Here is a 13,021-nt window from a genome sequence, read left to right as displayed (position 1 = left end):
TCGGTCGTGTACTTCACCGATCGCGGGATCGAGGAGCTCGAGAAGCGCCGGGGTGACGAGGAGGTCACCCTGGCGTGGGTGGCGGCGCGTCTGCAGGAGTTCACCGACACCCACCCGGAGTTCGAGACGCCGGTGGAGCGCTTCGCCACCTGGCTGGCCCGGCTCGACGATCCGGACGACTAGCTCCACCCCAGCCGATCCCGGCATCTGAGAAGGCCCCTCGCCCGGACATGCCCGCAGCCGCAAGGCTGCGGGCATGTTTCCGTCTCCCCCCTGGAACATGGTCGGCGACCTGTGGCTCTCGCTGTTCCGCGTGCGCGACGTCGCGGGTCGTCCCGACGGCGTGTGCGGCGTGGCGCTGGTCGACTACCGGCCGGGCAGCCCGCTCACCTACCACGAGCTGCTGGTGGCCCGGCTGGTCAAGGACGGGCGACACCGGCGGGTGACGATCAGCGACATCTGGGTCGACTCGGCGGCCTCCATGCAGGGCGGGCGCGCGCTGTGGGCGATCCCCAAGGAGCTGGCCGACTTCCGCCACGAGACCACCCGGCTGGGGCCGCTGGGCAGCGCCCGCTGGTCCGCCTCACTGGGCGAGCGGCCGATCGTCTCCGCGACGTTCCGCGACGCCTCCCGGCTGGCGGTACGGGTGCCGTTCGCGGGCAGCACCTGGCAGCGCCACGAGGACGGGCGCCCGGTGGTCGCCCAGCTCACCGGGTCGGCCCGTTCGCTGCCGGCCCGGGGCCACTGGGACTTCGCCGCTGACGGTCCACTGGGCTGGCTGCACGGGAGCCGGCCGCTGGCGACGGTGCGGATGGTGGACTTCCGGATGTCCTTCCGCTGAGGAGAGCGGCGCCCGCGCGCGGGCTACGATCCTCAGGTGAGCGGTACCGAGAGCGCCCCGCGCGCCTCCCGGGTCGAGCGCAAGGAGCTGACCCGCCAGGCGCTGCTGGAGGCCGCCCTGACCCTCTCCGAGCAGCACACGTTCGCGACGGTGACCCTGCGCCAGGTCACCCGCGAGGTGGGGATCGTGCCGACGGCGTTCTACCGGCACTTCGCCTCCCTCGACGACCTCGGCCTCGAGCTGGTCACCGAGTCGTTCGCCTCCCTGCGCGCGATGCTGCGCGACGTACGCCGCGGCGACACCGACCTGCTCGGCGTCACCGACCGCTCGGTGACGGTGCTGCTCGCGCACGTGCACGCCCACCGGGCACACTTCGGCTTCATCTCCCGCGAGCGCACGGCGGGCCCGCCGGCCGTGCGCGACGCCGTACGCCACCAGATCGACCTGGTCGAGCAGGAGCTCGCCGCCGACGTCGTCGAGATCGTCGGCACCGGGCGCTACTCCGCGCGCGACGCCGGAGTCCTCGCCAACCTGATCGTCACCGCGATGGTCGCCATCGTGGAGGCGATCCTGCGCGCCGACGGCGACCCGGAGGCGGAGAGCACGATCGCCGACGACGCCCGCACCCAGCTGCGGATGATGCTGGTCGGCGCCGCCCACTGGCGCTCGCCCCCGGAGGACGCCCCGGCGCGGTGACCGGGGGCGGCCTCAGCGGGGACCGGGGCGCACCGTCACGTCCGGGATCGTGGCGTCGGGCGGCAGGTCGAGGCAGTGCAGCACCGTGGCGACCACCGAGGCCGGGTCGATCCACTGCCCGGGGTCGTAGTCCTTGCCCTCCTGACGGTGCACGAGCTCCTGCATCGGGGTCGCGGTGCGGCCGGGATAGACGCTGGTGACCCGTACGCCGTGCGCGTGCTCCTCGGCGCGCAGCGCGTCGGCCAGCGCCCGCAGCCCGAACTTGGAGGCGGCGTAGGCCGACCACTGCGGGTTCGCGCTCAGCCCGGCGCCGGAGTTCACGAACAGCACCTGCCCCCTCGCCGCCCGCAGCGCCGGCAGGCAGGCCCGGGTCAGCACCGCCGGCGCCAGCAGGTTGACGTCGAGGTGGGCGCGCCAGGCCCGGGTGGAGAGCTCGCCGACGGTGCCCAGCTCGACGACGCCCGCCACCTGCAGCACGGTGTCCAGGAGCTCGATGTCGTGGTGGGCCAGGCCGGCGAGGACGGCGTCGTCGAGGGAGTCGGCGTCGGACAGGTCGGCCACCACGGTGAGCGCGCCGTGGTAGGAGGCCGCCAGCTCGTCGGCCCGCGCCGCCGAGCGCGCCAGCAGCACCAGCCGGTCGCCGCGCTCGTGCAGGGCTCGGGCGAGGCCGGCCCCGATGCCGGAGCTCGCGCCGGTGATCAGGTGGGTGCGCGGCGCGCTCACCGGGTGAAGACGACCTTGCCGAAGAGGTCGCCGGAGGCCATCGCCGCGAAGCCCTCGCGCGCGTCCGTCATCGCCAGGGTCCGGTCGACGAGCGGGCGGGTGCCGGTCGCGTCCAGCATCTCCACCAGCGAGGCCAGCTCGCCACGGGTGCCCATGGTCGAGCCGATCACCCGCAGCTGCAGGAAGAAGATCCGGGTGAGCTCGGCGTCGTCGAGCTTGGGCCCGGACGTGGTGCCGGAGATGACGATCGCGCCGCCGGGACGCAGCGCGCGCACCGAGTGCGACCAGGTGGCCCGCCCGACGGTCTCCATCACCGCGTCGACCTTGCGCGGGAGCCGGGCGTTGCTCTCGTACACCTCGTGGGCGCCGATCTCCAGCGCCCGGGCCCGCTTGGCCTCGTCGCGGCTGGTGGCGAGCACCCGCAGGCCGGCGGCCCGGGCCAGCACGATCAGCGCCGTCGCCACGCCGCCGCCGGCACCCTGCACGAGCACGCAGTCGCCGGCCTTGAGCCCGCCCTGCACGAACAGCATCCGGTAGGCGGTCAGCCAGGCGGTCGGCAGGCAGGCGGCCTCCTCGAAGGAGAGCGACGCCGGCTTGGCCACGACGTTGCGCCGGGGTACGACGACCTTGTCGGCGAAGGTGCCCTGGTGGCGCTCGGAGAGCAGCGAGCGTCGCGGGTCCAGCGTCTCGTCGCCGGTCCACGAGGGGTCGCTGACGACCGCGTGCACGACGACCTCGTTGCCGTCCTCGTCGAGCCCGGCCGCGTCGCAGCCGAGGATCATCGGCAGCGACTCCTCCTTGAGCCCGACCCCGCGCAGCGACCAGAGGTCGTGGTGGTTGAGCGAGGCGGCCTTGACGGTGACCGTGGTCCACCCGTCGGGGGCGACCGGGTCGGGGCGCTCCCCCACCACCAGGCCGCTCAGCGGGTCGTCGGAGGAGAAGGACTCTGCGTAGACGGCGAACATGACGCTCACGCTAGCGGCAGAGCACAACCTCGGGCGCGTGCGGACGCGGCACGTCCACACTGCGAGCCGACCCGACCGGCGCGGGCACCCGAGGGCGCGGCGCCGGCGGGGCGGATCAGCGGCGGGCGACCCCGTCGCGTCGAGCGGCCTCGGCGACCGCGGTGGCCACGGCGGTGCCGACCCGGGGGTCGAACGGCGAGGGGATGATCATCTCCTCGCTCAGCTCCTCGCCCACCAGCTCGGCCAGCGCGTTGGCGGCGGCGAGCTTCATGCCCTCGGTGATCGCGGTGGCGTGCACGTCGAACGCGCCGCGGAAGATCCCCGGGAAGGCGAGCACGTTGTTGATCTGGTTGGGGAAGTCGGAGCGGCCGGTCGCCACCACGCGGGCGTGGCGGTGGGCGACCTCGGGGAGCACCTCGGGGGTGGGGTTGGCGAGGCCGAAGATGATCGCGTCGTCGGCCATCGTGGCGACGTACTCCTCGGGCACGGTGCCGCCGGAGACGCCGATGTAGACGTCCGCCCCGTCCAGGGCGTCGGCCAGCGAGCCGGCGCGGCCGGTCTTGTCGGCGGTCTCGGCCGCCAGGGCGCGCTTGACCGGCGTCAGGTCGCTGCGCTGGGAGGTGACCACGCCCTGCCGGTCGATGACCGCGAGATCGCGCACGCCCGCGGCGAGCAGGATCTTGGCGACGGCGACGCCGGCGGCGCCGGCCCCGGAGATCACCACGCGGGTGGTCTCCATGACCCGGCCGGTGATCACCAGCGCGTTCTTCAGCGCGGCCAGCGCGACGACCGCCGTGCCGTGCTGGTCGTCGTGGAAGACCGGGATGTCGAGCATGGCCTTGAGCCGGTCCTCGATCTCGAAGCAGCGCGGCGCCGAGATGTCCTCGAGGTTGATGCCACCGAAGCTCGGGGCCAGCCGGGCGACGGTCTCGATGATCTCCTCGACGTCGGTGGTGGCCAGGCAGATCGGGACGGCGTCGACGTTGCCGAACTGCTTGAACAGCACCGCCTTGCCCTCCATCACCGGCATCGCGGCGGCGGGGCCGATGTCGCCCAGGCCCAGCACCGCGGTGCCGTCGGTGACGACCGCGACGGTGTTGGGCACCCAGGTGTAGTGCTGGGTCAGCTCGGGGTCGGCCGCGATCGCCTCGCAGACCCGGGCCACGCCCGGGGTGTAGGCGAGGGAGAGCTCGTCCTTGCCGGCCAGCGCGACCTGCGAGCGGATCTCCATCTTGCCGCCGACGTGGAGGTCGAAGACCGGGTCCCCGGCATGCGGGTGCGCGGGGACGACGGGAGCGGGGGCGAGGTCGGGCGAGGTGGCGTCAGCAGACATGGCGGATCAGAACTCTCCTGGGTGGCCAGCTGGCCGTTCGGCGAACGGGTGGGCGCAGCTCGACGCGAGAGGTGTGTCGCGGAACTACATGGACCGGGGGTCTCCCGCGGGCAAGTGTGACACAGCCCGCCGCCCCGCGTCCGGTTCGGCCCGCCCATGTGGCGCAGCAGACAAACCGCCGGCCCAGGCGGGCTCACAGCGGGCGGGGCCGCGGCCAGAGCCGCCCGAGCACGACCGCCCGGACCTCGGCGTCGGGCACCGGGCCGCGGTGGCGCGAGTCGACGCCCTCCGCGGGGTTGTCGCTGAGCAGCCACCAGGCCGGGGCCCCGGTCCGCGTCGTACGACGCTCGACGGCGCGCTTGACCGCGACGGTCCCGTCCACGAACCGGGCGACGACCAGGGCGCCAGGCCGCACCGCGGCTCGGTGGCGCACCAGCAGCAGATCGCCCTCATGCAGCGTCGGCTGCATGGATCGTCCGCGCACCCGCGCCAGACCGAGGGGCGGTCGGCCCGTCTGTGCCACCTCTTCCACGCGGAGTAGTGTCGCAGTCGATCACCGACCCATGACAACGAGAGGACCCCGGATGCTCGCGCGACTCATCGCACCGACCGTCGAGGTTTCCGCACACTGCGACCTTCCCTGCGGCGTGTACGACCCGGCCCAGGCCCGTATCGAGGCCGAGTCGATCAAGGCCATCATCGCCAAGGTCGCCGACAACGACGACCCCGACTTCCGCACGCGTGCCGTGCTCATCAAGGAGCAGCGCTCCGAGCTGGTGAAGCACCACCTGTGGGTGCTGTGGACCGACTACTTCAAGGCTCCGCACTTCGAGAAGTACCCGCAGCTGCACACGCTGTTCAACGAGGCCACCAAGCTGGCCGGTGCGTCCGGCACCAAGGGCGTCCTGGACGCCGAGGTGGCCGACAAGCTGCTCGCGAAGATCGACGAGATCGCCGAGATCTTCTGGGCGACCAAGAAGGCCTGAACCACCCCCTGCCCGCGTGCAGGAGCGGCGCTCGCGCAACGACACGGTCGGGGCCGGGGCCCTGGTGACACACCAGGGCCTCGGCCCCGACTAGTCTCGCCGCTAGCCTGTCCCCGCAGGTGACACACTCGGTCTCGAAGGACGGGCAGACATGGCTATGGGTGGACTACAGCGCGAGCGCCTCGCGGACGTCGAGCTGCGCCTGCCGGCCGACAGCGCCTACGTCTCGGTGCTGCGCACCACCACCGCCGGGCTGGCCGCACGCCTGGACTTCACCATCGACGACATCGAGGACCTGCGGATCGCGGTCGGCGAGGCCAGCGCGCTGGTGCTCCCCGAGTCCGCCCCGGGCTCCTCGATGCTGTGCCGCTTCTTCCTGGCTCCCGGCGTGCTCACCGTCAGCGTGAGCGTCGAGGGATCCGCCCACCCGATCGACCAGGACAGCTTCGCGTGGCAGGTGCTGAGCACCCTCGCGGAGGCCTCCTCCGAGGTCGACGACCAGCAGCTCACCGTCAGCCTCACGCTGCGGTCGGGATCCGGCCTCTGAGATGACTCCCGATCCCGTAGCCGGGCGGCCCGGCGCCTCGACAGGCGAGCAGCCGGTGCTCGAGCCCGTCCACGAGTTGGACCTCGACGAGCTGACCGGCATCGACCTGACCCGACGCCGCAGCGCGGACTACTTCGTGCAGATGCGCGCGGCCGAGCCGGGCTCGGCGGCCCGCAGCGCCGCCCGCGACGATCTGGTCCACCTCCACCTGCCTCTGGTGGAGCACTGCGCCCGTCGCTTCCGCAACCGCGGCGAGCCGTTCGAGGACCTGGTCCAGGTCGGCACCATCGGCCTGCTCAAGTCGATCGACCGGTTCGACTCCGACCGCGGCGTCGAGTTCTCCACCTACGCCACCCCCACCATCATCGGCGAGATCAAGCGCTACTTCCGCGACAAGGGCTGGGCGATCCGCGTCCCCCGGCGCCTGCAGGAGCTGCGCATGCAGATCAGCACGGCCACGGCGGAGCTGACCCAGAGCCTGGGCCGCTCCCCGACGCCCACCGAGCTGGCCGAGCGCGTCGGCTGCACGGTGGAGGAGATCGTCGAGGGCCTGGAGTCGAGCAACGCCTACTCGACCCTCTCCCTCGACGCCACCGACGGCTCCGACGACGGCGCCGCGACGATGCTCGACGCGATCGGGGTGGACGACGCCGGCCTGGAGCACGTGGAGATCCGCGAGTCGATCAAGCCGCTGCTGGACCGTCTCGAGCCGCGCGAGAAGAAGATCCTGCTGCTGCGCTTCTTCAAGAACATGACGCAGTCCCAGATCGCCGCCGAGATCGGCGTCTCGCAGATGCACGTCTCCCGGCTCCTCAACCGCACCCTGGAGCAGCTGCGCGTCTCCCTCGAGGAGCAGTCCTAGGACTCGTCGGAGAGGGCGTCGATGCTGGCGGGATGGAAGAGACCGGCAAGCACGATGACGGCCACCACCGCCAGCACGATCGAGTACGTCGTGGTCTCCCCACCCCGGAACGACCAGGCGAGCAGCAGGTGGATCAGCTGCGCGAGCACGATGGGGCTGCGCGCCCAGGACTGTCCACGCCGTACCACCCAGGCGCAGAGGACCAGCCCGGCGCCGTACCCGGCGAAGAAGACGGCCGTGGTCAGGGCCATCGTCATCCGGCCCGAGGAGAGGCTCGCCAGCTCCATCAGCGCCAGGAGCACGAAGACGACGCCCTCGACGGCGACGAGCGAGACGGCGACCACGAGGGGTGCTGGCTGGGGGGAACGGGTCGAGGTGGTCACGACCTGAGAGCCTAGCCCGGCGCCTCTCGACCCTCGGCCGGGCGGTGCGCATCCCGGCCGGGTGGCTGTCCGCAGAAGCGCCTGTGACAAAGGTGACCAGCACCAGGGGTTGTGCCGGTCCCGAGTTCTTGCAACGCTGGGCATCGCGCTCACCACAACTGAGCCCGTCTTGCCGTGCCCTTCACGCAGGGCCCCGCAGTCCCCTGCCGCAGACGCTGAAAGAAAGAAGGAACCCCCAGCCATGGATTGGCGCCATCGCTCTGCCTGCCTCGACGAGGACCCGGAGCTGTTCTTCCCGATCGGCAACACCGGTCCGGCCATTCTCCAGATCGAGGAGGCCAAGCAGGTGTGCCGACGTTGCGAGGTGCGCGAGCAGTGCCTCGCCTGGGCGCTCGAGGCTGGTCAGGACCACGGCGTCTGGGGTGGTCTCAGCGAAGACGAGCGGCGGGCCCTCAAGCGCCGCAACGCCCGCGCACGGGTCCGCACCGCCTGATCCGGGCCCGAGGCCCACGAGCCGTCGTCGCTCATCCGAGCGGGAGATCGATCGCGACCCTGGTCCCCCGCCGTCCCCCGGCAGCGCCCTCGGCGCTGTCGTGGGGACCGATCCGGAGTCGTCCCCCGAGCTCCGACTCCACGAGGGTCCGCACGATCGACAGTCCGAGGTTGGTCGACCCGTCGAGGTCGAAGCCCTCGGGAAGACCGGCCCCGTCGTCGTCCACCGTGACGTGCAGCCGGTCCGCCGTCCGGCGCGTGGCGAGCAGGATCTCCCCGCTCGCGGCCTCGTCGTCGGCGGCCCGGTAGCCGTGCTCGACGGCGTTCTGCAGCACCTCCGTCAACACCATCGCCAGTGCGGTGGCCTGCTCCGAGGGCAGTGACGCGAACGTCCCCTCACGACGCACCCGCACCTGGTCGCCCGCGGCGCTGACCTCGGTGACCATCCGTCCCAGCCGGTCGGCGATGTCGTCGAAGTCGACCTCCTCCGCGGCCGCCTGGCTGAGCGTCTCGTGCACGATCGCGATCGACCCCACCCGCCGCACGGCCTCCTCCAGAGCGGACTTCGCCTCCGGGGCCTCGATCCGGCGCGCCTGCAGCCGCAGCAGCGCCGCGACGGTCTGCAGGTTGTTCTTCACCCGGTGGTGGATCTCGCGGATGGTCGCGTCCTTGGTGATCAGCTCCCGGTCACGTCGGCGCAGGTCGGTGACGTCGCGCACCAGGATGAGCGCGCCGATGTGCTCGCCCTCGGGGCGCAGCGGGATCGAGCGGACGATCAGCGAGACCTCCCCCGAGCCGGGCGCGCCGGGGGTGGCCGAGCCGAGCTCGGTGTCGCGATGGGTCCGCCCGCCCAGCACCGCGCTGAGCGTCTCCTCGTCGGGACGGTGACGCGGCGCCACCAGCTCGCGGGTGAGGTCGGCCAGGACCAACCCGGCGAGGTCGCCCGACAGGCCGAGGCGGCGGTAGACCGAGAGCGCGTTGGGGCTGGCGTAGACGACCCGGCCGGCGGCGTCGACGCGCAGGAAGCCGTCGCCGACCCGGGGGCTGTCGGCGTGGTCGCTGCGCTGCCCGGGGGCCGGGAAGAGGCCGCGCGCGATCATCTGGGTGAGGTCGGCGGCGGTCTGCAGGTAGGACAGCTCCAGGCGGCTGGGGGTGCGCACCCCGAGCAGGTTCGTGTTGCGGGCCACCAGGGCGATCACCCGGCCCTCGCGCCGCACCGGGATCGACTCGACCCGCACCGGCACGTCGTCGCGCCACTCGGGGTCGCCCTCGCGGACCAGGCGGCCGGTGAGCCACGCCTCGTCGAGCAGCGGGCGGCGCCCGACGGGCACGAAGGTGCCGACGACGTCGTCGACGTACGCCGTGGGGCCGGTCGTGGGCCGCATGTGACCGGCCGCCCAGAATCCGCCGCCGGCGCGGTCGGGCAGCCACAGCACGAGGTCGGCGAAAGACAGGTCGGCGACGATCTGCCAGTCGGCCATGAGCAGCTGCAGCCAGGCCACGTCGTCCTCGGCGAGGTCGGTGTGGGCCCGCACGAGCTCGGTCATCGACGGCACGGCCGTCAGCCTAGTGACCGGTTCGGCGCGTGCCGGCACCGGCTGGCAGGATAGGTGCCATGTCCGCGTCGTACTGGAAGCAGGTCCTCTCCCGGGGGCTGGCCGTCCCGTCCGATCGCCCCCTCGCCGAGCTCACCGCCGAGCTGACCACGATGCTCGGCTCCGCCGACGCCGCGGAGCGGGACGGGACCGCGTACCCCACCTTGTCGACGTGGCTCGAGCGCGGGGTCTACGACGACCTCCTCACCGGGCTGGGCGACGGCATGGCCGCGGGGCTCGGCGTGGGCGTCGGCGAGCGCGAGAGCGACACCGTGTTCCGGCGCAGCTACTCCGCGCTGGTGCTGGCCGACTGCATCGAGCGCGACACCGCGCTGGCGCTGGTGCCGGGCGGCAAGGTGCTCGAGTGGGGCGACCGGATCGCCACCTGGTTCCTGCGCGAGCGCGACACCCGCGGCTACGTGCCCGGTCACGGCTGGGCGCGCGCGCTGGCGCACGGCGCCGACGCGCTGGGCAGCCTGGCGGCGTCCCCGCACCTGGGAGTGCCCGAGCTCACCGTGGTGCTCGACGTCCTCGCCGACCGGGTGGTCCAGCCCACCCCGAGGCTGCTGCAGGCCGGCGAGCCGGACCGGATGGCCCGCGCCACGCTGCGGCTGCTGCGCCGCGACGTGGTCCCGCTGCGGATCCTCGAGCCCTGGGTGGCCCGGATCGCGGCGACGGCGAGCAACCCGCCGCACGAGGACCGAGACCCGTACCTGTCCACCGGGAACGCCGAGGCCTTCCTGCGCGCCCTGCACCTGCAGCTGGCGCTGGCGCCCCGCCCGCCCGCCGTGCGCTCGGACCTGCTCCTGGTGCTGGTCGATGCGCTGCGAATCAGCAACGCACATCATCTGGAGGCCCCGCGCACCCGCTTCTCGTGAGTAACCTGCAGCCATGACGGCTACTGACGACGCAGCGCCCACCGCCTCCGACGCCCCGAAGGACGGCTCCCTGTCCGGTCACTCCGGCGAGCTGGCCGTCGCGGTGGCCCGGGCCCACGGGGTCGAGACCATGTTCACGCTCTCGGGGGCCCACGTGTTCCCGATGTACGACGGGGCGGTGAAGGCCGACCCGCCGATGCGGCTGCTCGACGTCCGCCACGAGCAGACGGCCGCGTTCGCCGCCGAGGCGACCGGCAAGCTCACCCGGGTCCCCGGCCTGGCGGTCCTCACCGCCGGCCCCGGCGTGACCAACGGGGTCAGCGCCATCGCCCAGGCCCAGTTCGCCGGGTCCCCGATGGTCGTCGTCGGCGGCCGGGCGCCGGCGAACCGGTGGGGCACCGGCAGCCTGCAGGAGCTCGACCAGCCCCCGATCGTGGCGTCGGTCTCCAAGCTGGCCCGCACCCTGCACACCGCGGACGACATCCTCGGCGGGATGGACGAGGCGTTCACCGCCGCCGGGTCGTCGCACCGCGGGCCGGTCTTCGTCGACGTGCCGATGGACGAGTTCTTCAACTCCGCCTCGGGCGCCGCGCCGACCGGTCGGCGCGTCGAGCGTCTCGAGCCGGACCCGGACGCCCTCACCGCGATCGCCGGCCTGCTCGGCGCGGCCTCGCGTCCCGTCCTCGTGCTCGGCACCGACGTCTGGGCCGACGGTGCCGAGGAGGCAGCGCTGCGCCTGGTGGAGGGCCTGGGCGTCCCGGTCATCACCAACGGCATGGGCCGCGGCATCGTCCCCGGCGGGCATCCGCTGCTGGTGACCAAGGCGCGCAGCCAGGCGCTCGGCACCAGCGACCTGGTGGTCGTCGTCGGGACGCCGCTGGACTTCCGGCTCTCCTACGGCGCCTTCGGCGGCAAGGAGGACGCGCCGCCGGCCAGGGTCGTCCACGTCGCCGACTCCCCCGCCCAGCTCTCCGGGCACGCCGAGCTCGCCGGCTCCGTGGCCGGCGACCTCACGCTCGTCCTCGACGGCCTGCACGCGGCCGTGGAGCGCCTGCCCAGCCGCCCCGCGTGGGGACCGTGGGTCAGCCGGCTCCAGGACACCGTCGCGGCAGCCGCGGAGCGGGACCGCGCGCTGCTGTCCGCCGAGGCCGACCCGATCCACCCGGCCCGGATCTACGGCGAGCTGGTCCCCCGGCTCGCCGACGACGCGGTGGTGATCGGCGACGGTGGCGACTTCGTCAGCTTCGCCGGCAAGTACGTCGAGCCGAAGCGCCCCGGCGGCTGGCTCGACCCGGGCCCCTACGGGTGCCTGGGGGCAGGTCTCGGCGCCGCCATCGCGGCCCGGCTGGCCCGCCCCTCGGCGCAGGTGGTGCTGCTGCTCGGCGACGGCGCCGCGGGCTTCTCGTTGATGGACGTGGACACGCTGGTGCGCCACAACCTGCCGGTGGTGATGGTGATGGGCAACAACTCCGCGTGGGGCCTGGAGAAGGGCCCGATGCAGATGCTCTACGGCTACGACGTGGTCGCCGACCTCTCGCCGGCGACGTCGTACGACGGGGTGGTCAAGGCGCTCGGCGGCGGCGGCGAGAAGGTCACCGACCCGCGCCAGATCGGTCCGGCGCTGGATCGGGCCTTCGCCTCCGGGGTCCCCTACCTGGTCAACATCGTCACCGACGTGGACGCGGCCTACCCCCGCAGCACCTTCGGCATCTGATGCGGGTCAGGCTCGCGAGCGTCGCCGAGTACGACGCGATCGGGGAGCTCGTGGTGGACGCCTACGTCGGGGACGGGCACGTGGAGCACGACCACGGCTACGTCGAGCGGCTGCGCGACACCGCCGGTCGGGCCGCCCAGGCGGAGGTCTGGGTGGCCGTGGACGGCCCCGACGACGAGCTGCTCGGCACCGTGACGATCTGCCCCGAGGGCTCGCCGTGGCGCGAGGTCTCGCGGGACGGGGAGGGCGAGTTCCGGATGCTGGCCGTGGCTGCCGCGGCTCGCGGCCGGGGAGTCGGCTCCGCGCTGGTCGAGCACTGCATCGAGGAGGCCCGCGGCGCCGGCAACGGCGCGGTCGTGCTGTGCAGCCTGCCCGGACAGACGACGGCCCACCGCCTCTATGAGCGGATGGGCTTCGTCCGTGACCCCGAGCGCGACTGGTACCCCGAGGAGGGGCTCGCCCTGCTCGGCTTCAAGCTCGCCCTACGACCCGAGGAGGAACCATGGACACCGACGACGTGAGCGCCGTGCTGACCTTCACGGTCGGCGACGACGACACCGCCGCCGCCCTCGGCTCGGGCAGCCTGCCGGTGCTGGCCACCCCGCGGCTGCTGGCCTGGTGCGAGGCCGCCACCTGCGCGGCGATCGACCCCCGCCTGGAGGCCGGCCAGACCAGCGTCGGCACCCGCGTCGAGCTCGAGCACCGCGGCGCCAGCCTGGTCGGGCGCACCGTCGAGGTGAGCGCCTCCCGCTCCTACGCGGACGGTCGCCTGATGCGCTTCACCGTCTCCGCCCGCCACAGCGACGGCAAGCTGGTAGCCACCGGCGACATCACCCGCGTAGTAGTAGACGCCGACCGCTTCCTCACCCGCCAAACCCCACCCCCCGCCGAGTCGGCGTAACTTCGCGCGCTAAGGGTGCCGAGTCGGCTTGAGTTCGCGCGCTGAGCGTGCCGAGTCGGCGTAACTTCGCGCGCTGAGGGTGCCGAGTCGGCGTGACTTCGCGAG

17 protein-coding genes are annotated in these 13,021 nt (G+C 73.1%); 11 read left to right on the top strand and 6 right to left on the bottom strand.

Going from position 1 to position 13,021, the window contains the following annotated elements:
• Positions 1–6: 6 nt before the first annotated feature.
• The 3 genes from AC6EI4_RS09335 to AC6EI4_RS09325 all read left to right on the top strand — a co-directional run bounded on the left by AC6EI4_RS09335 (position 7) and on the right by AC6EI4_RS09325 (position 1,537).
• A complete protein-coding gene (locus AC6EI4_RS09335) occupies positions 7–183 on the top strand; it encodes a DUF6104 family protein (RefSeq protein WP_498422383.1) in 177 nt (58 codons plus the stop codon).
• A 73-nt stretch (positions 184–256) separates the two neighbouring features.
• Complete coding sequence (locus AC6EI4_RS09330; protein ID WP_498451280.1) at positions 257–841, top strand: acetoacetate decarboxylase family protein; 585 nt, start codon at positions 257–259, stop codon at positions 839–841.
• A 36-nt stretch (positions 842–877) separates the two neighbouring features.
• Positions 878–1,537 carry a TetR family transcriptional regulator gene (locus AC6EI4_RS09325; protein WP_498422379.1) on the top strand — a complete coding sequence of 220 codons (660 nt, stop codon included), beginning with the start codon at positions 878–880 and terminating at the stop codon, positions 1,535–1,537.
• Between the two features lie 12 nt (positions 1,538–1,549).
• Here the strand turns inward: AC6EI4_RS09325 and AC6EI4_RS09320 are convergent, their stop codons facing one another.
• From AC6EI4_RS09320 to AC6EI4_RS09305, 4 genes are all read right to left on the bottom strand, one after another.
• On the bottom strand, positions 1,550–2,260 hold the full coding sequence (locus tag AC6EI4_RS09320; protein ID WP_498451279.1) for an SDR family oxidoreductase: 711 nt from the start codon (positions 2,258–2,260) through the stop codon (positions 1,550–1,552).
• Positions 2,257–3,225, bottom strand: coding sequence for a zinc-binding dehydrogenase (locus AC6EI4_RS09315; protein WP_498422376.1), 969 nt, complete (start codon positions 3,223–3,225; stop codon positions 2,257–2,259). The genes AC6EI4_RS09320 and AC6EI4_RS09315 overlap by 4 nt, the downstream gene beginning before the upstream one ends.
• A gap of 115 nt (positions 3,226–3,340) precedes the next feature.
• Positions 3,341–4,558 (bottom strand): NAD(P)-dependent malic enzyme, encoded by a 1,218-nt coding sequence (locus AC6EI4_RS09310; protein WP_498422375.1) that lies wholly within the window; start codon positions 4,556–4,558, stop codon positions 3,341–3,343.
• A 193-nt stretch (positions 4,559–4,751) separates the two neighbouring features.
• Positions 4,752–5,081, bottom strand: coding sequence for a S24/S26 family peptidase (locus tag AC6EI4_RS09305; protein WP_498451387.1), 330 nt, complete (start codon positions 5,079–5,081; stop codon positions 4,752–4,754).
• 61 nt (positions 5,082–5,142) lie between these two features.
• Between AC6EI4_RS09305 and sodN the strand changes: the two genes are divergently transcribed.
• The 3 genes from sodN (at position 5,143) to AC6EI4_RS09290 (ending at position 6,953) form a co-directional block, all read left to right on the top strand.
• Positions 5,143–5,544, top strand: coding sequence for a superoxide dismutase, Ni (gene sodN, locus AC6EI4_RS09300; protein ID WP_498422373.1), 402 nt, complete (start codon positions 5,143–5,145; stop codon positions 5,542–5,544).
• Positions 5,545–5,695: 151 nt separating this feature from the next.
• The gene (locus AC6EI4_RS09295; protein WP_498422371.1) at positions 5,696–6,091 is read left to right on the top strand and encodes an anti-sigma factor; all 396 of its coding nucleotides are present in this window, start codon (positions 5,696–5,698) and stop codon (positions 6,089–6,091) included.
• A 1-nt stretch (position 6,092) separates the two neighbouring features.
• Positions 6,093–6,953 (top strand): RNA polymerase sigma factor SigF, encoded by an 861-nt coding sequence (locus AC6EI4_RS09290; protein ID WP_498422370.1) that lies wholly within the window; start codon positions 6,093–6,095, stop codon positions 6,951–6,953.
• On the opposite strand, the gene AC6EI4_RS09285 is transcribed toward AC6EI4_RS09290, so the two are convergent.
• Complete coding sequence (locus AC6EI4_RS09285; RefSeq protein ID WP_498422368.1) at positions 6,950–7,336, bottom strand: hypothetical protein; 387 nt, start codon at positions 7,334–7,336, stop codon at positions 6,950–6,952. The genes AC6EI4_RS09290 and AC6EI4_RS09285 overlap by 4 nt on opposite strands.
• Before the next feature lie 241 nt (positions 7,337–7,577).
• Between AC6EI4_RS09285 and AC6EI4_RS09280 the strand changes: the two genes are divergently transcribed.
• Positions 7,578–7,829, top strand: a complete 252-nt coding sequence (locus AC6EI4_RS09280; RefSeq protein WP_011755173.1) for a WhiB family transcriptional regulator — start codon at positions 7,578–7,580, stop codon at positions 7,827–7,829.
• A 31-nt stretch (positions 7,830–7,860) separates the two neighbouring features.
• Here the strand turns inward: AC6EI4_RS09280 and AC6EI4_RS09275 are convergent, their stop codons facing one another.
• Positions 7,861–9,375 (bottom strand): histidine kinase N-terminal domain-containing protein, encoded by a 1,515-nt coding sequence (locus tag AC6EI4_RS09275; protein ID WP_498451386.1) that lies wholly within the window; start codon positions 9,373–9,375, stop codon positions 7,861–7,863.
• 68 nt (positions 9,376–9,443) lie between these two features.
• Between AC6EI4_RS09275 and AC6EI4_RS09270 the strand changes: the two genes are divergently transcribed.
• Genes AC6EI4_RS09270 through AC6EI4_RS09255 form a run of 4 tightly spaced genes read left to right on the top strand, consistent with a single transcriptional unit; the run spans position 9,444 to position 12,916 of the window.
• Positions 9,444–10,301 carry a DUF2785 domain-containing protein gene (locus AC6EI4_RS09270; RefSeq protein WP_498422366.1) on the top strand — a complete coding sequence of 286 codons (858 nt, stop codon included), beginning with the start codon at positions 9,444–9,446 and terminating at the stop codon, positions 10,299–10,301.
• A 13-nt stretch (positions 10,302–10,314) separates the two neighbouring features.
• Positions 10,315–12,015, top strand: a complete 1,701-nt coding sequence (locus AC6EI4_RS09265; protein ID WP_498422365.1) for an acetolactate synthase — start codon at positions 10,315–10,317, stop codon at positions 12,013–12,015.
• Positions 12,015–12,536 (top strand): GNAT family N-acetyltransferase, encoded by a 522-nt coding sequence (locus AC6EI4_RS09260; RefSeq protein WP_498451278.1) that lies wholly within the window; start codon positions 12,015–12,017, stop codon positions 12,534–12,536. Before AC6EI4_RS09265 ends, AC6EI4_RS09260 begins: the two co-directional genes overlap by 1 nt.
• Positions 12,518–12,916: a thioesterase family protein gene (locus AC6EI4_RS09255; RefSeq protein WP_498451277.1), complete on the top strand. Its 399-nt coding sequence runs from the start codon at positions 12,518–12,520 to the stop codon at positions 12,914–12,916. The genes AC6EI4_RS09260 and AC6EI4_RS09255 overlap by 19 nt, the downstream gene beginning before the upstream one ends.
• Positions 12,917–13,021: the final 105 nt, after the last annotated feature.

Source organism: Nocardioides sp. Z43_10 (assembly GCF_059766615.1).
This window is presented reverse-complemented; position numbering and strand designations above follow the sequence as displayed.